This is a genomic window from Capillibacterium thermochitinicola (assembly GCF_013664685.1).
Lineage (GTDB): Bacteria > Bacillota > UBA4882 > UBA10575 > UBA10575 > Capillibacterium > Capillibacterium thermochitinicola.
The window spans coordinates 79,342-99,395 of the sequence record NZ_JAAKDE010000015.1 but is presented as its reverse complement, the minus strand read 5'-3'; the positions used below and the strand labels follow the sequence as shown (position 1 = coordinate 99,395).

At 53.7% G+C, this 20,054-nt stretch carries 20 protein-coding genes and 1 pseudogene; 3 read left to right on the top strand and 18 right to left on the bottom strand.

The features are described 5' to 3' along the window. Positions 1-14 precede the first annotated feature (14 nt). The 12 genes from G5B42_RS08165 to G5B42_RS08110 all read right to left on the bottom strand — a co-directional run bounded on the left by G5B42_RS08165 (position 15) and on the right by G5B42_RS08110 (position 10,128). Complete coding sequence (locus tag G5B42_RS08165) at positions 15-476, bottom strand: DUF3189 family protein (protein ID WP_181339975.1); 462 nt, start codon at positions 474-476, stop codon at positions 15-17. Then, a complete protein-coding gene (locus tag G5B42_RS08160) occupies positions 477-890 on the bottom strand; it encodes a DUF3189 family protein (RefSeq protein WP_331274092.1) in 414 nt (137 codons plus the stop codon). A gap of 12 nt (positions 891-902) precedes the next feature. Next, positions 903-2,006, bottom strand: coding sequence for a stage II sporulation protein P (gene spoIIP / locus G5B42_RS08155; RefSeq protein WP_181339973.1), 1,104 nt, complete (start codon positions 2,004-2,006; stop codon positions 903-905). After that, positions 1,999-2,682 (bottom strand): DUF1614 domain-containing protein, encoded by a 684-nt coding sequence (locus tag G5B42_RS08150; RefSeq protein WP_181339972.1) that lies wholly within the window; start codon positions 2,680-2,682, stop codon positions 1,999-2,001. The genes spoIIP and G5B42_RS08150 overlap by 8 nt, the downstream gene beginning before the upstream one ends. Before the next feature lie 264 nt (positions 2,683-2,946). Further along, positions 2,947-5,073 carry a bifunctional 4-hydroxy-3-methylbut-2-enyl diphosphate reductase/30S ribosomal protein S1 gene (locus tag G5B42_RS08145; protein ID WP_181339971.1) on the bottom strand — a complete coding sequence of 709 codons (2,127 nt, stop codon included), beginning with the start codon at positions 5,071-5,073 and terminating at the stop codon, positions 2,947-2,949. Further along, the gene (locus G5B42_RS08140; RefSeq protein ID WP_181339970.1) at positions 5,058-5,675 is read right to left on the bottom strand and encodes a lysophospholipid acyltransferase family protein; all 618 of its coding nucleotides are present in this window, start codon (positions 5,673-5,675) and stop codon (positions 5,058-5,060) included. Before G5B42_RS08140 ends, G5B42_RS08145 begins: the two co-directional genes overlap by 16 nt. 8 nt (positions 5,676-5,683) lie before the next feature. Continuing rightward, positions 5,684-6,394 (bottom strand): (d)CMP kinase, encoded by a 711-nt coding sequence (gene cmk, locus G5B42_RS08135; RefSeq protein WP_331274087.1) that lies wholly within the window; start codon positions 6,392-6,394, stop codon positions 5,684-5,686. A 19-nt stretch (positions 6,395-6,413) separates the two neighbouring features. Next, positions 6,414-6,896, bottom strand: coding sequence for an ATP synthase subunit B family protein (locus G5B42_RS08130; protein WP_181339968.1), 483 nt, complete (start codon positions 6,894-6,896; stop codon positions 6,414-6,416). Further along, positions 6,893-7,393 carry a pantetheine-phosphate adenylyltransferase gene (gene coaD, locus G5B42_RS08125; protein ID WP_181339967.1) on the bottom strand — a complete coding sequence of 167 codons (501 nt, stop codon included), beginning with the start codon at positions 7,391-7,393 and terminating at the stop codon, positions 6,893-6,895. The genes G5B42_RS08130 and coaD overlap by 4 nt, the downstream gene beginning before the upstream one ends. Continuing rightward, a complete protein-coding gene (rsmD, locus tag G5B42_RS08120) occupies positions 7,390-8,055 on the bottom strand; it encodes a 16S rRNA (guanine(966)-N(2))-methyltransferase RsmD (RefSeq protein WP_269206188.1) in 666 nt (221 codons plus the stop codon). The genes coaD and rsmD overlap by 4 nt, the downstream gene beginning before the upstream one ends. Positions 8,056-8,099: 44 nt before the next feature. Beyond that, entirely contained in the window at positions 8,100-9,731 is a 1,632-nt protein-coding gene (locus G5B42_RS08115; protein ID WP_181339965.1) for a DAK2 domain-containing protein, read from the bottom strand. Between the two features lie 13 nt (positions 9,732-9,744). Beyond that, the gene (locus tag G5B42_RS08110; protein ID WP_331274086.1) at positions 9,745-10,128 is read right to left on the bottom strand and encodes an Asp23/Gls24 family envelope stress response protein; all 384 of its coding nucleotides are present in this window, start codon (positions 10,126-10,128) and stop codon (positions 9,745-9,747) included. Positions 10,129-10,454: 326 nt separating this feature from the next. On the opposite strand from G5B42_RS08110, the gene rpmB reads away from it, so the two are divergent. Together rpmB and G5B42_RS08100 are read left to right on the top strand one after the other, a co-directional pair. Beyond that, a complete protein-coding gene (gene rpmB / locus G5B42_RS08105) occupies positions 10,455-10,646 on the top strand; it encodes a 50S ribosomal protein L28 (protein ID WP_181339964.1) in 192 nt (63 codons plus the stop codon). Positions 10,647-10,803: 157 nt separating this feature from the next. Beyond that, a complete protein-coding gene (locus G5B42_RS08100; protein ID WP_181339963.1) occupies positions 10,804-11,751 on the top strand; it encodes a ribose-phosphate diphosphokinase in 948 nt (315 codons plus the stop codon). Between the two features lie 48 nt (positions 11,752-11,799). Here G5B42_RS08100 and yunB read toward each other — a convergent pair whose 3' ends face one another. Beyond that, the gene (gene yunB, locus G5B42_RS08095) at positions 11,800-12,504 is read right to left on the bottom strand and encodes a sporulation protein YunB (protein WP_181339962.1); all 705 of its coding nucleotides are present in this window, start codon (positions 12,502-12,504) and stop codon (positions 11,800-11,802) included. A gap of 199 nt (positions 12,505-12,703) precedes the next feature. Here yunB and G5B42_RS08090 point away from each other — a divergent pair, with 199 nt between their 5' ends. Continuing rightward, a complete protein-coding gene (locus G5B42_RS08090; protein WP_181339961.1) occupies positions 12,704-15,028 on the top strand; it encodes a transglycosylase domain-containing protein in 2,325 nt (774 codons plus the stop codon). 106 nt (positions 15,029-15,134) lie between these two features. Here the strand turns inward: G5B42_RS08090 and rodA are convergent, their stop codons facing one another. From rodA to mrdA, 5 genes and pseudogenes are all read right to left on the bottom strand, one after another. Then, on the bottom strand, positions 15,135-16,274 hold the full coding sequence (gene rodA, locus G5B42_RS08085) for a rod shape-determining protein RodA (protein ID WP_181339960.1): 1,140 nt from the start codon (positions 16,272-16,274) through the stop codon (positions 15,135-15,137). 37 nt (positions 16,275-16,311) lie between these two features. Next, positions 16,312-16,563 carry a cell division topological specificity factor MinE gene (gene minE / locus G5B42_RS08080; protein WP_181339959.1) on the bottom strand — a complete coding sequence of 84 codons (252 nt, stop codon included), beginning with the start codon at positions 16,561-16,563 and terminating at the stop codon, positions 16,312-16,314. A 46-nt stretch (positions 16,564-16,609) separates the two neighbouring features. After that, a pseudogene (gene minD, locus G5B42_RS08075) lies at positions 16,610-17,409 on the bottom strand (septum site-determining protein MinD). A gap of 21 nt (positions 17,410-17,430) precedes the next feature. Beyond that, positions 17,431-18,069: a septum site-determining protein MinC gene (minC, locus tag G5B42_RS08070; RefSeq protein ID WP_181339958.1), complete on the bottom strand. Its 639-nt coding sequence runs from the start codon at positions 18,067-18,069 to the stop codon at positions 17,431-17,433. 149 nt (positions 18,070-18,218) lie between these two features. Next, positions 18,219-20,054, bottom strand: coding sequence for a penicillin-binding protein 2 (gene mrdA / locus G5B42_RS08065; RefSeq protein WP_181339957.1), 1,836 nt, complete (start codon positions 20,052-20,054; stop codon positions 18,219-18,221).

Genomic DNA, 20,054 nt, shown 5'->3' with positions numbered 1-20,054 from the left:
CAAGAATCGCGGACTTATCCCTTCCGCGCTATTTCCTTTTTGACGACCCTGACCAATTGCCGCAGGCGGGGTAAAGACTGAACGATGCCACGGGCCGCCAAGGGTTTCCCCCACTGGGGACAGCGGAGCTTTTTGGAGATAAAACCCCCGATGCGGGTGGTCAAACCAATCGCCGTCAAGGTGTTAACCAGGATGATCTGGTCGGCCACACCCAGGTGGCCGGCCAAGCTGAGAATGGCCCTTACACAAAGGGGGGCCTGGCTGTTCAGGCCCAAGATATACACCTCGTTTCCTGCTTCGTCCCGACCCACAAAATATGGCTCGCCAAAGTCCTCCGCTTCGGCGCGGTCAAATTCGGGGATCGCCATAATTTGCTCCGGCGAGACGGGTCCGTCCAGCGGCAAGTTTCCCAAATGTAAATGGGAAGCAACCACCGACGAATGGGCCCGTCCGTAGCAATGATAGATTACCTTCACCTACAAACTCCTTTGCACTTCCCGGACCATCCGGCCGATCGCATTATACCAACCGCAAAGTGCCGGGCTACTCACAGCTCTCTGCTTGCGGTACTGGTCAAGGGCGGCTTTACAGTCAATAAAATGGTAATTTAATGGGTCTTCCCCCAGAAGCGGAAGGAGCTTCGTGATTGTTTTCAGCACCAAAGCCGGTTTTTTTCCGGTGGCCAAGGTGTAAACCTCTTCCCCTCGCCGTCCCCGCCCCGCCAGAAACAACACGCCAAATTCGCGGGGAGTAACCCCTTTCCGCAACGGCAGTTCTTGCCGGAGAAGGAAACGGAGCTCCGCTTCGGTCTCGACCCGGGAGGGTAAATACCCGAGATGAATGGCGGCCGCCAAAGGGGCCACCCCATCTTCGCCCTCCCAATGGTAGATTACTTTAAAACTCTATTCCTCCTTCGGCGATTGCTGGTCGGTGTCGACATCATTACCCCCGCCGCCACTGCCTAGCCCGGTGCGGATTTTGTCAAATCCGCCGTTGATCGCAAAGTAGATCGCCACCCCGACCGCCAAAAGGCCAACGATCCACAAAAGGGCACGGGTTGCCCCGGCACCCACCGCGCGGTTGCTGGCCCCCGGGTTGGCCAAAACTTCTTTGGCCGCGGCCGCAAAGATCGCGGCCCCTCTTTCCGCCTCTTCCCGGCTGTTGGTGTGGGAGCCCATCTCCACCAGGAGCAGCCGCGGGGCCAAATCCTGGTTATACTTACCGTCGGCGTAGAAAATCCCTTTGATAAAACCGGGGTATTTTTTATCGACCACCGACTTGATTTGGTAGGCAAAAGCTTCATTCGCTTTCATGTTTGGGTTTTGCCGGCCAACCACCAATTGGGCTTTGGTGACCGCCGTATTATTGATTTCGTCCGCATACTCGTCGGCCGGGACCGCGTCCCGGTGGATATCCAGCAGGGCAATGGGGTTTTTCTTCAAGAGCTCGGTGGCGGTCCGCCGTGACCGGTCATAAGCCATCGCGTCGTGAGGGTCGTGGGGTGTTTTTTCGTGAATAACATTAACCCCCCGCTCCCGTAACGCTTGGGCCAATGCTTCGCCCACCCGAAAGATGCCGCCGTTCTCCCGGATACTGGCGCGCCCGTCCGTCGGAACGTAAGACTCCGCCGAGTGGGTATGGTAGATGGCCACCGGGCGGTTTCCACCCTGAACATATTCCTCTTTTCCCGGAAAAAGACGGGCCACCGCACTGGCCAGCCGGGTGACAAGGGACGGGGCGATCGCCGCCTCCAAATTTACTTCGCGCACAAAGCGCAGATGTGCGGTGTTCTCCTCCACTTTTTCCACCCGGTACAGCTTGTTGTCGGCCGTCAAGTACTGGTCGCCTTTTTTCACTTCATGGGCCGTCCGGGCAATACGGCGGCCTTCCGCATCCACCAGGGTATAATAGCCGTCCGTCCGTTCCGTATGTCCCCACACCGGACCGGCCAGCGTCAGCAGGACAAGCAGGAGCACACAGCCAAGAACGACTGCTTTTTTATTCATGATCCGCGCCTCCTTCCTGTTGTTCCGGTTCAACCAGACCTTCCGGGCGTTCGTCGGAACGGTCCGGTCCCCCCTGCAGCCGCTCCCGGGTTTCTCCGATTATTTCCGCCAAAACCAGGCCAATGATCCCCGCGAGCACCACTGTATCAAGCACGCCGGCACCCCCGATCCGGGTCGGACCGTACCGCGTGCCCCGCATGGCTCCCTCCACGGCATGGGCAATGTCGGCCAGGATCACCCCGCTGGTGGCACTGATAAAGGCCAAACGCCGCGACCGCCCGATGATATAAGCGGTTACTCCGGCAATAATCCCCCACAGATACTGGGGTTCGATCATCCCGGCGTTAATATCGAATTTATAGATCTTGGCTACGCCATAAATGAGGGCACCCACCAGGATCGCCCCGAGAATTCCCCGGCTGGTCTCTTTGGCGGTCCCCGCCCGGGATAAAACGTAGATGCTCAAGGCCAGCGGGATGAGGGCCCCGCCCAAATTGATACTGACCGGTGGCTGTCCCCGGTAGAGGGGGATCTCGATAAAACTGCCACCGACCATCGCCGCCAGAATCAGCAAAGCCCATTTATCGTTGAGATACAGCCGGTCTAAAACCTGCTGGGCCAGTCCCAACAGGATCAAAATCCCCGCGCCAATCAGTAGCAACAAGCCGATACTCATCCATTTTCCTCCTCCCGTTCCTTACGTCACAGTCCGGTCATGTTAAAACTTATTATCCCACCGCTTTAAATTACAATTCAAAAACTAACCCGGCAACTAAAAAGCCGCCCGACGGGGTTTCGCCGGCAGGCCCAAAGCGACGTGGAGGAGGCAAAAGCGGAGACAAAAAAAGCTTTCCCCATGCTGAGGAAAGCTTTCGCAAGCAAACATGTTATTTATCAGTGGCAACTGTTTTTTTTATTGTGATTGGCAAACTGGTTTTTATTAATTGCGGTCGTTTTGGTCCAACCCCATCTTTTCGGCCAGCAGGTCGCCTAGATTGGAAGAGAGCGGTTTATCCTCCAGCCCAGGAATAACCGGGGCCTGCTTCTCCTCCCGCACCGGTTCCTCCTTCTTGGGTTTCTCCTGGGCGGCCCGGATACTTAAACCGATTCTCTTTTCTTCCGGTTCGACTTTGAGCACTTTCGCGCGGACCGTTTGGCCGACCTGAACCACATCTTCGGGTTTTTCCACTCGCCGGTCGCTCAACTGGGAGATATGGATCAAACCGTCAACGCCTTCTTCCAGGTTCACAAAGGCACCGAAAGAGGTCAGGCGGACTACTTTCCCCTCGACTATATCGCCCACCTTATACTTCTCCCCGATCTTACTCCAGGGATGGGGGGATAACTGTTTCAGGCTAAGGGAGATTCTTTTGGCTTCCGGGTCAACCTTGGTGACCAAGACCTCAATCTCTTCACCCTCTTTTAACCGGGCCGAAGGATGGGAAATCCGTTCCCAGGCGATCTCCGAAACATGGAGGAGTCCTTCCACGCCCCCGCCGATATCCACAAAGGCCCCAAAGGGTGTCAAGCGGGTGACCACTCCTTTACGGGTCTGGCCTTCGGCCAGTTCGGCAAAGACCTTGGCCTCAACCGCCGCCTGTTCTTCCGCCAACACCTCTTTGCGGGAGAGGACCACCCGGTGCCGCTGGGCGTCGAAATCAATCACATAAAACTCCGCTTCCAAGCCCACCAGGGTGGACAGATTGCTTACGTAACCCAGATCCGCATGGGAAGCAGGAAGAAAGGCAATGAGACCATTGATGCTGACCTGAAGGCCGCCCTTGACCGCCTGGATAATCTTCCCGGACACCCGTTGGTGTTTTTGGAAAGCGTCCTTCAATTGCAACCAGGCCAACTCTTCATCCGCTTTCTTCTTGGAAAGCCGGGTTTTTTCCTCCCCTACCTGCAGGACCATCACTTTAATCCTGTCTCCGACTCGCACAAGTTCACGGGCGGATTCCACTTTTTCGCTGGTCAGTTCCGCCAGGGGAATCGTGTAGTCGGACTTCCCGCCGACATTAACCGCAATCTCCCCGTCGTCAACCGCCACGACAGTGGCTTCGATTATTTCGCCCACTTCCAGCCGCGGGATCTCTTGGTTTAGCAACAACGCTTCGCTGTCCATCGCTTCGCTGTCCATGGTGGCCTCTGCGTTCTCCACTTTATCTACCTCCTCCGTCAGATGTCCGTTCGTCACTTGATTTTCCATGGTTATACCTCCTGTATAATTGTGTTGCAGCCAGTCCACGACCTCGGAAATCTGACTTTGAGGGGTCGACGCTCCGGCTGTCACTCCAATTATTTTTTTCCCTTCCAACCATTGGGGATTAATTTCTTCTCCTGATTCGATATGATAAGTTGGGGTATAGGCAGCCCCAATCTCGACCAGTTTACGGGTATTGGCCGAATTCTTGCCGCCGATGACCAGTAAAACATCGACTTCCTGGGCCAACTTGGCCGTTTCCGTCTGCCGCTCTCTGGTCGCATGGCAGATGGTATTAAAAATCTTCAGTTCCTTGGCCAGCGGGAGCAAAGCCTCGACAACCGCCGCCAGCTTTTCCTGGGGAAGCGTGGTCTGGCAGACCAGCCCCAGTTTGGGTTTGAAGGACTTTGTGCGCCACTGGTCGGGCTGGGCCGGGTTCACCACCACCGCATCACCCTCGACGGTGTCAACCACGGCCTTCACTTCCGGATGGTCGGGGTCGCCAACCACCAACACTTGATAACCATCCCGCTGCAACTCCTGGGCGTAATTTTGTTCCTGTCTAACAAAGGGGCAGGTGGCATCGATCACTTTTAGCCCCCGTTCCCGGGCCGCGGCAAAAACCTGCGGACCGGCCCCGTGTGAACGGATGAGGAGAATTCCTCCCGGTTCGGCCTCCTTCAGGTCGGAGATGGTTTTGACCCCCTGTCTTTCCAGATCCGCGATCACCCGGGGATTATGGATCAAAGCGCCCAAGATATAAACCGGTTGTTGGTTTTGCTCCCGACTCTCCTGGGTAATCCGCAGGGCCCGTTCCACCCCGAAACAAAAACCGGCTTTCTCCCCGATTATAATTTTGCCCATTTTTCCACCGTCACTTCCGCCTTTTCCCATAATTCAAGCAAACTCGTGAAAATTTGGTCGGTTCCTTGCCGGACCGTCTCTTTTTTGTCCGCAGTGGCTTCCAATTTGAACGCCGGACCAACAAAAGCTTTGATCCGTGGAAAACGGAAGGGTTTCAAATGGTGGGTTCCGGTGATCACCATCGGGAGGACCTGTGCTCCGCTTTCGATCGCCAGCATCGCCGCTCCCGGCTTTAAGGGGTGGATTTGGCCGTCCCGGTACCTTTTACCTTCGGGGAACATCCCCACCACTTTACCGGCCGCCAGCGCCGACCGGGCGGCCCGAAAAGCACCCCGGTCGCCTGTCCCGCGTTTGACCGGGAACGCCCCGAGGCGCCGGATTAAACCGCCAAACAGAGGAACCCGGAAAAGCTCCTCTTTGGCCATAAAACAAACCTGCCGCTTTTGCAGGCTACAACCGACCACGATCGGGTCGATAAAATTGGCGTGGTTACTGACAACAATCACCGGACCCGTTTCCGGCAGATGCTCCGCCCCAAATACCTGAAACCGGTAGCAAAGGCGGAGAAAACCGGTGAGCAGCGTTCGGCAAACTCGGTACAACAAACTGGTCAACCCTCCTGCATCGTACAGAAAGAAGATGAAGCCAACGCCAAGATCCTTTCGACCACTTCCTCAATGGAGAGCGCCGTCGTGTCCAAGGTTACACTGTCCGGTGCCGGCCGGAGCGGTGCCACGGACCGCCCGGAATCGAAAGCATCTCGCCGTTTTAAATCCTCTTCCACCTCGTCAATGGTCACCGTATCTCCCTTTGCCTGCAACTCCAACCACCGCCGGTAGGCGCGTTCACGCAGGGAGGCGGTTAAAAAAATCTTCAGATCGGCGTGGGGGAGAACCACGGTCCCAATATCCCGGCCGTCCATCACCACTCCCCCCTGGCGTCCAATCCGTTGCTGCTGTTTAACCAAAACTTCACGCACGCCCGCCACGGCCGAAACCGCTGAGACGGCCTTCGTCACCGGCGCCGTCCGGATCTGGGCACTAACATCCTCGCCGTCCATGAAGAGGTGGTAGGAACCGTCGGCAGTCTGTTTAAACTCCAAAGCCGTCGCCGCGGCCAGCTTGGCCAATGCGGCCTCATCGTCCAGAGCAAGACCGGCCCGGAGCGCTTTTAAGGTCACCGCCCGGTACATCGCGCCCGTGTCAAGATACAAGATGCCCAGGGCGTCCGCGACGCGTTTGGCCACCGTACTCTTCCCTGACCCGGCCGGGCCGTCGATGGCAATCGTTATTTTTCCAATCTCCTTCGGTTGTTGTTTCACCATTTTTTCACCGCAACTTCTAATCGCTGTTGTGCTCCGCGGCCCCGTCTTCCTCCCTGGCCGCCTTGTATTTTTCCTTTGACCGGTGGACCACCTTTAATGCTTCCAAGAGGTTCTCTTCCAACCGTCCCAAAATCTCAAACACATAACGGTTGGCTTCCTCCTCCATTTGCCGGGCCACTTGCAAAGCTTTATCCTTAATCTCTTTACCCTCTTCCTGTGCCAGCTTGATCAGATGGTGCTCCGCGAGGAGCCGCTCCGCCTCCTTGCGCGAACGGGTCAGGAGGTGTTCCGCGTCTTCCTGCGCTTTCCGGAGAATAGCCTCCTTCTGCTTAACAAGCTCCTGTGCCGCCTTCACCTCTTCGGGGATGGTCACCCGGATCTTCTTCATGATCTCCAGCGCTTCATCGAGCGGCAGAAAGGCACGCCCCGCCAAACGGGGGCTTTTCGTGATCAGTTCCTCCAAACGCCCCAGGAGGGAGAACAAATGGTTACTGCTCAAATTTTCTCCCTCACTTTAGCCATTTTCTCCTGTAAAGGGGCAAGGACCACCGGGGGAATCAAACCTTCCGGATTCCCGCCGAAGAAAACAATCTCCTTTACCAGGCTGGAGCTGAGAAAAGCATATTTATTCTCCGTCATCATAAACATTGTTTCAAGCTCCGGTGCCAATTTTTTATTGGTCAACGCCATCTGGAACTCGTATTCAAAATCGGAGAGCGCCCGCAGCCCTTTCACGATCACCTGCGCTTTTTGGGCCCGCGCGTAATCAACCTGCAAACCGCTGAAATGGTCAACCCGCACATTTTTAAGGCCGGTATCGGCGATAACTTGTTTGAGCAACGCAACACGCTCTTCGATGGTAAAGAGGGTTTTCTTGTTCGGATTGTTCCCGACCGCAACGATTACCTCGTCGAAGATCTCGGCCGCTCTCGTTATAATATCAAGATGACCATTGGTGACCGGGTCAAAACTCCCCGGGCAGACGGCCCTTGTCATTCCCCATCAGCTCCATCATCGATATACTCCCAAAATTCCAACGACACCTCACCATAGACCCTTTTATCCACCCGCTGGAGGCACCCGATCCGTTCGGGAAGGAGACTCCGCCGCGGAATCTCCACCACAATCTGTCCGGTTGTCGCCAGGACAGACAACCGGGAGATCAGCTCTAAAACTCGAAACCACAGGTCGGCGTGAAAAGGGGGATCAATGAAAATAAGGTCATAGGGGGCCTCGTCCCGACTGATCTTCGGTAAAATCCGCAGGACATCAACGGGATAGACTCTGACCTCAGTGTTGTTCGTGTCGGGTAGACGGCGAAGATTCTGTTTGAGGAGGCGTAACCCCTTCGGATCTTTCTCAACAAAGGTAACCGCCCGGGCCCCACGGCTTAAGGCCTCAATTCCTAACGTCCCGGCCCCGGCAAATAGGTCCAAAACCCGTCCGTTAAGAAAGGTGGCGCCCAAAATATTAAAGAGCGCCTCCCTCAACATATCAGTGGTCGGCCTTAGTCCTTCATGGGTTGGGCCCAGCAGTTTCAGTCCGCCATATTTTCCGCCTGTAATCCGCATCTTAAACCTACTTCTCTTCCGAACTTGCCGCTTGTCCGCGGAAGTAAAATGCCTTGGCTGTATCCGTCTTGCACCGGTCGCCGGCAAACTTGGTCAACAGCCAACTTGCTCAACGGCAACTTAATACGCCATTACTCCACCGAGAATAAATAGTAGTACAAGGGTTGTCCGCCATAATATAATTCCACTTCCGCATCGGGGTAGAGCGCCTGTACTTTCTCCAGGACGCTTTCGGCTTCCTTCTCGTTAATATCATGGCCATAATAAATAGTAATAAATGAGTCCTCCTCCTCAACACAGTGGGAAAGCAAATCGAGGAGAACCGCCGAAGCATCCTTCCCTTTACATGTGATATCGCCGTCTTTTAAACCGACGATATCCCCTTCCTGGATCTCCAGGCCGTTGATGGAAGAAGCCCGGACCGCAAAGGTCACCTCGCCGGTGACCACCGAACTCAAAGCCCTGGTCATGGCCTCCTGATTATGGACCAGACTTTCTTCCGGCGCAAAGGCCATCAAGGCCGCAATCCCTTGCGGGATAAATTTCGAAGGCACCACCGCCACTGGGATATCAGTGAGTTCGCCGACTTGTCCGGCGGTCATGACAATATTGCTGTTGTTCGGCAGAATGATCACCTGTTTCGCCGGTACCTTCATCACCGCTTTGTATAGCTCTTCCGTGCTCGGGTTCATCGTCTGTCCGCCGGAAATAACCTCATCCACCCCGAGGCTGCGGAAGATGTTCTGGAGACCCTCGCCGGAAGCAACGGCCACCAAACCGATCTCCTTATTGGCTTGGGGCGGCTGGTCCCGCCGGAGTTGTTCCAGTCGTTGTTGACTCTGTTCCACCATATTGTTGATGTCGATCTCGGACAATGACCCCAAATGCACGGCGTAGTCCAGGATCAAACCCGGATTGTTGGTATGAATATGGATCTTTATTGTCTTTTCGTCCCCCACTACCAGGAGGCAATCACCATGGGGCTCCAGATCCTCTCTGATGGTCTCCAAATTCATATTTTCACCGCGGACGATAAACTCCGTACAATACTGGAAGGTAATATTCTCCGGATCCAAATCCAAATCGTCCTCAACCCGGGCAAAAAGCTGTTTTTTCTCGTCCGGTGCGGCCTTCCTGACGACGACGGCCTCCCCTTTTAAGCCGGCAAGCACACCTTGAAAAAAGAAGAGCAGACCTTTCCCGCCCGCGTCGACCACTCCAGCCTGTTTCAGCGTCGGCAACATCTCCGGTGTTTTGGCCAGCACTTCTTCCGCATGTTTATAGACTTGCTCTAAAAACCGGATCGGATCTTTCTCTTTCCCCTGGAGCTTTTGGGCTTTTTCGCCTGCTTCCCTTACCACCGTAAGAATTGTTCCCTCAACCGGTTTCCGAACCGCCTGATAAGCCGTGTTGGCAGCCCCTACGATCCCCCGGACAATTTCAGGGATCCCCAGCTTGTCCACTTTGCCGACCGCACGGGCAAAACCGCGGAAAAACTGGGAAACAATAACCCCGGAGTTGCCTCGGGCCCCCATCAATGCACCCTGGGCCGCCCGTTCCAGGATATTCGCCACGTCATCGGTGGCCTTTTCCGCTTCCCGTAAAGCCGCCTGAAAAGTCAGGGACATATTCGTTCCCGTATCGCCATCCGGAACCGGAAAAACATTTAGGGCATCCACTTCCTCTTTATGCCCTACCAAATTATCCACGCCTGCAGCAAGTATCTGTTTTAATTTTGGTCCATCGATTAAATCAAGGCTCAATCCTTGACCCTCCCTACAAATTACCGTTACTTCCCGTGCGGACACCGGTCACAATCACGTTGATTTTGGTGGCCACAACTCCAAGTTGATTTTCAATGGCGTATTTTACATTTTCAATCACATTATGGGCAACTTCATTGATTCTGGTACCATACTCCACGATCACGTACAGATCGACAATCACCCGGTTATCTTCGATCCGCACCTCGATCCCTTTGGTCAGATTTTCTTTGCCCGTTAGTAGTTCGGCGATACCGTCCTGAAAACTCCGGGAGGACATGCCCACGACCCCAAAACATTCCAATGCGGCAATCCCGGCCACCATGGCAATGGCTTCCGGGGCGACGTCTATTCTTCCCAAAGTTTTTTGGGACTTAACGGAGAGGTTTCTCTCCACGGATCCGACCTCCTTTTGGGGATAAATCCTAAGTTATATTCGCCCTCCAAACCGCAACTCCTGCTCATTTCGGAAAAAACCTGGAAAAAACGGAACTGGCGGGCAAATAACCGGCAGATGCTTCTTCCCCTCTATTATACTACTAATCTACCCCTATTAACTTCTTTCCCGAGGATAATTCTCCTCTTTCCTCGGCTATTATCTTTATTTATAATATAAATGCAAATTTTTTGTCAAATATTATCTGGAACTATGGCTTGCGGAGCGGTGTTTGATGTGATAGAATTGTCCTAGTATGGATTAAGCGCTGTGGAGGTGTAAACCAATTGTCTGCTCGCTGTGATATTTGCAGTAAAGAACAGCAAACCGGTAACCAGGTCAGTCACTCCAACATTAAAACGAAACGGGTTTGGAAACCAAACATCAAACGGACCAAAGCACTGATCAACGGAACGCCCAAAACGATCAAAGTTTGTACCCGTTGCCTGCGTTCAGGGAAGGTACAAAGGGCGATCTGATCGAAGGTAGCGTGTACCCCAAAAAAGGCCTTTTTTATGGGTCTTTTTTGTTTGTTTTTGGGTTATTTTAATTTTATCAAAGAATTTCATCGCTGGCCTCTTCTTTTTTCTGTTTTTTGGTGGAGTAGAGTAGGATTAGGTATTATTGAGGTGATTGATGGTGAGCCAATTCCAAAAGATGAAACTTTTTACCGGTACCGCCAACCCCGCTTTGGCTCAAGAAATTGCCACTCTTCTCGGTGTCTCTTTGGGCGGAGTCCGGATCTCCCGTTTTGCCAACGGGGAAATCTATGTCCGTTACGACGAAAGTATTCGTGGCGCAGATGTCTTCGTCGTGCAACCCTTTTCCAAACCCGTAAACGAAACCCTCATGGAACTCTTGATCATGATTGATGCGTTGAAACGCGCTTCCGCCGGGCGGATCACGGCGGTGATCCCCTTTTACGCTTACGCCCGTCAGGAAAAGAAAACCGCGCCCCGGGAACCGATCACCGCGCGCATGGTCGCTGATATTCTCACCTCGGCCGGTGCCGACCGCATCCTGACGATGGACCTCCACTCCCCGGCGATCCAAGGTTTCTTTAATATTCCCTGCGACAACCTGACCGCCCTACCGAAGCTCTCCCAATACATAAAGGAAAAGAATATTGAAGACGGTGTCGTGATCGCTCCTGATGCAGGCAGTGTGAAAAAAGCGGAAAAGCTTGCTACCTACCTACATTTACCCCTGGGCGTCATGTATAAAAGAAGGCCCGGCCCGAATGTGGCCGAGATGTCCTTTTTCATCGGCGATGTCAAAGGCAAATCACCGATTATTATCGATGACATGATCGATACCGCCGGTAGTCTGGAGCAAGTGATCAATGCTTTGGAAGAAAGAGAAGCCAAAGAGATTCATATTCTCGCCACCCATGGGGTCTTTTCCCCACCGGCCCTCGAACGCCTGAACCGGCCCAGTGTGAAAGAACTGGTGGTCTGTAACACCCTGCCCTTAACCGAAGACCCCTCTTATCCCAAGTTAAAATTGCTTTCGGTCGCCCCCTTGTTTGCCGAGGCGATCCAGCGGATCCACGAAAACAACTCCGTAAGTGTGCTCTTTGATTAAGTGGCCAAGCAGTCAAAATTCGCTTTCTTCATCCTGGCGAGTGGTTTTTCACTCGCCAGGAATTGTTTTTAGAAGGTCCGGAATGCTCACAATCGGCTGGCCGCCAAAGTAAACCTGGGGCACTTCACCCATGATAATCGCTTCAGTCAATGGTACCTCGGCGCGGATCTCCACAAGGGAGTCAAGCAAAGGAACGACCACCCGGACCATTGTTTTTACTTCCAGATATATTTTATGCCGTGTTTGGTTGATCCCGGCCTCCTCAAAAACGTCGTAGACCCGGCTCTCCACCGTCCCGACCGGGACAATTATGACGGGGATATCGGGTCCCCGCCCCGCCAGGATTTGGCTTCCCAACAATTGGCCGAGGGGAAGATAGATCTTGTCATCCTTCGTGTTTTTCATTAATTCCTGTACGGTGATGGTGGCATCCGAAGCCAGGCGGTTAATCTCACCGGTATTTGGTTGCATCAGAACGACCCGTCCCCGGTTATCCACTTTCACCGAGATTAAATCTTCGTAACGAATATTTTTGGCGACCTTCTCGCGAATCGCCTGGTTGATTGAGGTTGTTGCCAAGACGCGCGCATGTGCCTCCGCTTTCGCTTGGATGACCGGTCGCAAACGATGATCGGCAAAGAGGAATCCGCCGATCAGAAAGAGAATAAATAAGAAAAAAAGCAAAGTCTTTTTCTTAAAAAAATGCGGTGGTAAAACCAGGATTCGCCTTCTTTTTTTTAGTCGCATCCGCATATGACCACCACCTTTCCCTTGTGACTGACCCGTTCCGTCACGCACCTTTTCTCTTTTATTCTTATGTCCGATTTCAAATTTCTGACCTGCGGGATGGCCTGACGGCCGGTGCTTCTGTCAAGCCTTTTCAAGCCCAATATATAGACTTCGGTTGGAAAATATGCAATTCTTTCACCTACCAAACTGGGAGGGGCAGATGATGGCCAAACTACTACATAAACCTTTCGGCTTATCATGGCGTTTAATCGGAATCGTCGTTGTCTCCGGGCTCTTCCTCGGGATCGCGGCCGGAATAATTTTTGGTTCAAAAATTCCGGACAACCCCCCGCCCCCGGTGGAAGCGACGATCATCTATGATATCAATGGCGATATTGTTCAACGCCTTTTTCAGGAAAACCGTATCCCCGTGGATTTTGACCAGATCCCCGAGATGATGAAAAACGCGATCATTGCCGTCGAGGATCCGGATTTTTACAACCACCGGGGGATCAAGATCAGAGCAATCCTCCGGGCCGTCTGGGTAAACCTTTTGGCTTGGGACTTTAAACAAGGGGGCAGCACCATCACCCAGCAATACGCCAAAGTTTCCCTCTTGACCCACAAGAAAACCATCTCGCGAAAGGTTAAAGAATGGTTTTACGCGATCAATTTGGAACGGAATTTATCAAAGAACGAAATTTTAGAGCGCTACTTGAACTATATCTACTTCGGGAACGGAGCCCACGGGGTGGAAGCCGCAGCCCAGCGTTATTTTAATAAGCACATTTGGGAACTGGAGTTACCCCAGTTTGCCTTACTCGCCGGGATTATCCGCAGTCCGGGTTACTATTGCCCGTTCAAAAACCCGGAAAATGCCCTGGAACGCCGGAATTTCGTCCTCGAAAAAATGGTGGAGGCCAAATTCATCACCCCCGAAGAGGCCGCCCAGGCCCGTCAAACACCGCTGGGGGTAGTCAGCGAAGGGGCCCGGATCCGGAATGCGCCCTACTTTGTCGACTACATCATTCAAGAACTAACGGTTAAACACAACATGTTCACTGAAGAAGACCTCTACACCCAAGGCTACCGGATCTACACCACCCTGGACCTGCGGATGCAGGCCATCGCCGAAGAGGCCATCGCCGACCTGCCCACCGGGAAGCCGGACCGAAACAATGTCACCCAGCCGCAGATTGCTTTTGTCGCCATGGACCCCACCAATGGCCACATCAAAGCGATGATTGGCGGGCGTGATTGGCAAAACACCCAGTTAAACCGGGCAACCAAAGCCTACCGCCAGCCGGGTTCCTGTATCAAACCCTTTGTTTACGCGGCGGCCATTGACAGCCACCGGTTCACCCCCGCTACCGTCTTGATTGACGAGGAGATCGAATACCCCTCCGGTGACGGTGGGTCCTGGATCCCCCAGAATTTCAGCAAAACCTTCCAGGGGCCGGTCCGTTTACGTACGGCTTTGGAGAATTCCCTCAATACAATCTCCGTGCGCCTCACCGACCAGTTGGGCGTGAGCACTATCTTTAAGATGGCGCAGAACATGGGCCTGACGAGCCTGGTCTCCAGCGGTGGATTGAATGATATGGCCCTCTCCCCCCTGGCTTTGGGTGGTTTAACCCGCGGGGTCACCCCGCTGGAATTGACCGCCGCCTATACACCCTTTGCCAACAAGGGAATCTATTCCGAACCCCTCGCCATTCTTAAAGTAACCGACAGCCAAGGCCGGGTTCTATTGGAGAATGGACCCAAACGGCGGGTCGTGATCCGGGAGTCGGTGGCTTACGTGGTCACGGATATGCTCAAAGGGGTTATTGAAAACGGGACCGGACGACGGGGCCGGATCGGGCGGCCGGCCGCCGGGAAAACCGGGACCTCCGACCAAGACACCAACGCCTGGTTTGTCGGTTATACGCCGGAGATCATCGCCGGCGTCTGGATCGGCAATGACAGCCAGGCTGTGCCTCTGGTTGTAAATAACACCAAAATTACTAGCGGTTACGCCGCCGAAATCTGGGGACGGTTTGCCCGGCGGGTGTTGGAAAACCGGCCGATCACCGACTTCCCGGTCCCGGCGGGTGTCTCAACCAATATTGAAGTCTGTGCCGAGACCGGTTACCTGGCTTCCCCCTATTGTCCGGAGACCATCCGGGAAGTCTTCATTGCCGGGACGGAACCGGTGGATTCCTGTCCGACCCACTCCGCCCCCGACCTTGGGAGTAAAATAATCCTCCAAGTCTGTCTCGACTCGGGCGCCCTGGCCACCACCTTCTGCCCGGCGGACCGGGTGATCACCAAAACCTACTGGGCGGTAACCGGCACGGAAACCACCGACGGCAGTCCGATGCCGACCGGAAACTGCCCACTGCACGGGGAGACCTCCAGCGAAGAGGTCGTCCTGGAGGTCTGTACCGAATCGGGGTTAATCGCCACCCCCTTCTGCCCCTTTGACGCGGTGGAAACCATGTCCTTTACCCCCGGCGATGAGCCTACCCTCCCGTGTAACCTCCATGCGGGACGGAATCGCCGGTAAGGTGATGCGCGGCTAACAATAAACAATAAAAAAAGAACACGAACCCGCTTGCCTAAAACCCGGGTTCGTGTTTTTTTATTTTTTCTTACTTTTCACGGCCAACCGGTCAGAACAGCAGCTTCTGCCGGCGAATCCAGATGTTTTCCAAAAAGCCGATGGCGAAAAGGTTGGTAATCATCGAGCTGCCCCCGGAACTGATAAACGGTAAGGGGATTCCCGTAATCGGCATGATCCCGATATTCATCCCGATATTCTCCAGAATATGAAAGAGGAACATGGCCATGATTCCGGCGGCCACCAGCGCCCCGTTTTTATCCTTCGCCTGTTGGATAATGACCAGGCAACGCCAGATCAGGATGAAGAATAAAACCAGAGTCAAAAAGCCGCCGATAAAGCCCAATTCTTCACAGAGAATCGCAAAGATAAAGTCATTGTGGCTTTCCGGCAAAAACCCCAGACGACCCTGGGTTCCTTGGAAAAGTCCTTTCCCGAAAAAGCGACCGGACCCGACCGCAATGATCGCCTGGCGCACATTCCACCCGCTCCCCGTGGGGTCCCGGTCCGGATTGAGAAAGATCATCATCCGTCGAATCTGGTACTCCTTGAAGGGTAACGGAGTGCCGAAGAAATAATGGCTAGCAAAGAGCAAGACCAAACTCATAACCCCGGCGAGAATAATCAACAGCAAAAAGCGGCGGCTGTACCCGGCCACAAACAGCATGACAAAGAAGAAAAAGATAAAAACCAACGTCGTTCCAAGATCCGGCTGCAGCAGGATCAGCAGCAGCGGAAGAGCGATATGCACAAAGGGCGACCACAGATCCCAAAAGGAATCGATCTCCTCTTTCTCCGCCAAATGTTTGGCCAAAGTCAGAATCACTAATAGCTTCGCAAATTCCGAGGGTTGCAGCGAAAACCCACCCAGATTAATCCAGGATTTTGCCCCTTTCACCTCCAGGCCAAGGGGCGAGAGGACCATAACCAGTAACAAAAGGTTGAGCCCGTAAAGAATCTGGTACATCAGGTCGGGCAGCCGGTAATCGCTGAACATGATAAAAACCATCCCGACGACCCCGATAGCCGCAGCCACCAGTTGTTTTTTGACAATCGCATAAGGGTCGCCGCCGGTTAGATCATAATTGTTTCTGGTCGCACTATAAACCATCACCAAGCCGATGATGACCAAGAGAAAAACAGAGACCAGCAAATAATAATCGATGTTTTTGAGTGTTTTTTTATCCCACAACGCTTCGTCACCTTTTCTTTAACGCCAGTGGCAGTGTTTACTCGACAGCGCGACGCACCCTGACGACGGGAATATTGGCCACCAATTCAGCCTTGGTTTCGGTGGCGTTCAGTTCGATCTCAATCTCCTCTTCCTTAATCTCCACATATTTGGAGATGGCGTTGATGATCTCTTCTCTTAATTGCTCTAGCAAACCGGTGGAGACCTTCGCCCGGTCATGAACGAGGATCAGACGCAACCTTTCAACCGCCTGTTTTTTGCTGGGGGATTCTTCACGAAACAATTTCATTCCTTCTTACCCCTTTCCCTCCGCTTCTTCCTGGGCACCGCTCCCCTTACTTCCCGTTAAGCAGCTTCAAGAACCGGCCAAAGAGCCCCGGTTCACCATTGACCGACATAAACGGAACCTCTTCACCTTCCAACCGGCGGACAATATTACGGAAAGCCTCCCCCGCTTTGGATTGGTCGTTTAAAACAGCCGGTTCTCCTTTGTTCGTGGAAATGATAATCTCCTCATCATCAGGGACAATCCCCAGCAGTTTAATGGCTAAAATGTCATTAATGTCATCCACATCCATCATATCGCCGCGGCGAATCATATCGGGCCGGAGCCGGTTCAGAATCAACACCGGCTCATAGATCTCCCGGTCTTGCAACAGGCCGATGATCCGGTCGGCATCGCGGACCGCGGAGACCTCGGGTGTGGTAACGACGATCGCCTCCGTCGCGGCAGCCACCGCATTTTCAAAGCCCCGTTCAATTCCGGCCGGGCAGTCCACCAGGACATAATCGAACTCTTCTTTTAATTCGTCAACGATTGCAATCATCTGTTCCGGACTGATCGCATCCTTATTCCGTGTCTGCGCCGCCGGAAGCAGATAAAGATTGCTCAACCGCTTGTCCTTAATGAGCGCTTTATGCACTGAACGGCAGGTCTTCTCCGCCACATCAACCAAATCATAGATAATCCGGTTTTCGAGCCCCATCACCACGTCCAGATTACGCAGGCCGATGTCGGCATCGATCATCACCACTTTTTATGGCGCAGCGCCAAACCGGTTCCGATATTCGCCACGGTCGTGGTCTTCCCCACGCCACCTTTTCCGGAAGTTACAACGATCACCCGTCCAGCCATAAAAGAATCCTCCTTTATCTCCTATAATCGCTCAACAACAATCTTTTCCCCTTTGATGTAAGCAACCTCCGGGCCTTGCCACTCTTTCCTGCCTTCCGGGGCGCGCGAGATAATATGAGCAATCCGCAATTGAACCGGGGCCAAAGTAAAGGCGATAATCTCCGCTTTTACGTTGCCCCCGGCCCCCGCATGGGCAATTCCGCGCAGGGCACCTAAAACAATAATATCCCCGGTCGCCACGATCTCACTGCCGGGGTTCACATCCCCTTTCACGACAATATCGCCCTCGTTCTCCAACCGTTGCCCGTTCCGGACCGTTCCTTTGACCAGGAGAACACCGGAGGAGGCCGGTGGCCGTTTTTCAACCCGCGGGTTGGTTTTCTTCCGCAGCACCGGATTGAAACCTTTGATCCGGATCCGGTATTTGGCCAATACTCTTTTTAATCCCGCCAGTTCACCGGGGGTTAGTTGGCGCTCGCCCAGTTCAACCAGGATGGCACCGCCTTGAAAAAAACCTTTGGCCTGGTCCAACTGCCGGTCCAATACTTCCAACCAGTGCACAAAGGAATCATTTTCGGGGACAAACAGCGTCAACCCTTGCTTCAGCCCTTTAAACACCAGTTGCTCGACATGGACGGGCCTTGATACCGATACTAGCATCCTTCGCTCACACCTTAGGCAATTTTCTCTTTTTATTCCACAACACGGTTGGAAAATCCTCCCGTCAATCTAGGCCTTCCGCCACCGGTTCTTGCCGGGTGGTGCGTACCGGGCAAAAAAGTACCCGCTTCCGCCTCGGCCCGCGGCGCTTACTTGTTGGCCGTTGACGGCTGGTTCAGTCCAAAATAGGCTTCATAAATCTTCCGGGCCACCGGTGCCGCTGCCTGGGAACCGTAACCGCCTTCTTCGATCACCACCACCACCACCAATTCGGGATTGTCGGCCGGTGCGTAACTGGCAAAAAAGGCATAATCGTTCTTCCCAATATTCTCGGCGGTTCCGGTTTTCCCGGCCACCGGAATCCGGTCGAGCGGGAAACCCTGGAAAACATACCGGGCAGTTCCTTCCGTCACCACCTGTTCCAAACCTTTCCGCACGATGGCGAGGTTCTCCGGATCAATCTCGATCTCCCGGATGACTTTCGGCGCAAACTTGGTCACCGTCTCCCCCGCGGCCGTCGTGATCTCCCGCACCAATTGGGGCTGATAAACCGTACCGCCACTGGCGATGGTGGAATAGACCTGCGCCAGTTGAATGGGGGTCACATCAACAAAACTTTGACCGATGGAGATCAGGGCCGTTTCCATTGGATACCAGGGTTCACCCCGCGCTTTCCTTTTCCATTCCGGATCACCAATCAGCCCGTCCAACTCCTCCGGTTCCAATCTTAAGCCGGTCTTTGCCCCCAAACCCAATAACCTGGCGTACTTCGCCAGTTTTTCCGGTCCCAACCGGAAGGCCAGCTCCGCCATGACGATATTACAGGAGTTTTTTAGGCCGTCAACTATATTCAGTTTGCCATGGACTTGGCTGCACCGCAGTTGCCGGTTGCCAAACCGGATCACACCCGTGCAGTTGAAAATCTCACCGGGCTTGACCAGGTTTTCCTCCAGCGCGGCCAAAACGGTAATCGGTTTAAAGGTGGAGCCGGGCATAAACTTCCCTCTCGTCACCCGGTTGGAGAAGGGGTTCAACGGGTTGTTAATTAATTCGTTAAAGGCTGCCCGCGAAATATTGCCCACAAATAAATTGGGATCAAACTCCGGATAGCTGACGAGGGCAAGAATCTCACCGTTTCTGGGGTCCAGCACCACAACAGATCCGGCGTTGGCCTTATTGTACTGTTCGTTGGTCTGGGCCCGGGCCCAGGCGATCTGATCGCGGATCGCCTGTTCCGCCACAGCCTGCAGGCGGGCATCAATCGTCAGGTGCAGATTGTGACCGGGAACATACTTCTTCTCTTCCAACACGCGAATGGGTTGCCCCACCCGGTCCACTTCCCAGATCCGGACGGCCTCTTCTCCTTTGAGTTCAAGGTCATAGGTTCTTTCCAAACCCATCTTGCCGATTTCATCGCCGAGACGGTACCCAAGACCGCGCCGCTGTGCCAGTTCTTGTTCACTAATCTCACCGATATAGCCAAAGAGATGCGCGCCCCATTCCCCTTTCGGGTAGTAACGGACCGGATAATCCTCCACCACCACACCGGGCAGATCAAGCTTTGCTTCGAGAATCTGTCCAATCGCTACCGGGTTCACATCCCTTTTCAACGGAACATACTGGTCCTTTTGGTATTTGGCTCTCTCTTCCATCATCTGAAACAACTCTGTTTCGGACAATTCCAAAACTTGGCTTAAAAAACGGACCACATAAGGGTTGTCTTTCACGTCTTCCGGGACAACGGAAACAACATGCGAAAACCGGCTGGTCACCAACAATTCGCCCCACCGGTCATAGATATTCCCCCGGGGGGCGGTAATCCGAATCGGCCGCATCCGGATGCTACTTGATTCCGCGTATTTTTCCTCTCCCTTGACAATCTGTAAATACCAAAGGCGGCAGAGAAGCACGGAGAAGATGAGGATCACCAGGATGGTAAGGACCTTAACACTTCTGTCCAGTCCTGTAATTGTCCGGTTGTTCAA

What these genes read in the sequence shown, in the direction of transcription:
- G5B42_RS08150 (WP_181339972.1), bottom strand. Translation starts at nt 2,682, where the DNA reads ATGAGTATCGGCTTGTTGCTACTGATTGGCGCGGGGATTTTGATCCTG.
- G5B42_RS08100 (WP_181339963.1), top strand. Translation starts at nt 10,804, where the DNA reads ATGGTGAGCCAATTCCAAAAGATGAAACTTTTTACCGGTACCGCCAAC.
- G5B42_RS08090 (WP_181339961.1), top strand. Translation starts at nt 12,704, where the DNA reads ATGGCCAAACTACTACATAAACCTTTCGGCTTATCATGGCGTTTAATC.
- yunB (WP_181339962.1), bottom strand. Translation starts at nt 12,504, where the DNA reads ATGCGGATGCGACTAAAAAAAAGAAGGCGAATCCTGGTTTTACCACCG.
- minE (WP_181339959.1), bottom strand. Translation starts at nt 16,563, where the DNA reads ATGAAATTGTTTCGTGAAGAATCCCCCAGCAAAAAACAGGCGGTTGAA.
- coaD (WP_181339967.1), bottom strand. Translation starts at nt 7,393, where the DNA reads ATGACAAGGGCCGTCTGCCCGGGGAGTTTTGACCCGGTCACCAATGGT.
- minC (WP_181339958.1), bottom strand. Translation starts at nt 18,069, where the DNA reads ATGCTAGTATCGGTATCAAGGCCCGTCCATGTCGAGCAACTGGTGTTT.
- spoIIP (WP_181339973.1), bottom strand. Translation starts at nt 2,006, where the DNA reads ATGAATAAAAAAGCAGTCGTTCTTGGCTGTGTGCTCCTGCTTGTCCTG.
- G5B42_RS08145 (WP_181339971.1), bottom strand. Translation starts at nt 5,073, where the DNA reads ATGGGCAAAATTATAATCGGGGAGAAAGCCGGTTTTTGTTTCGGGGTG.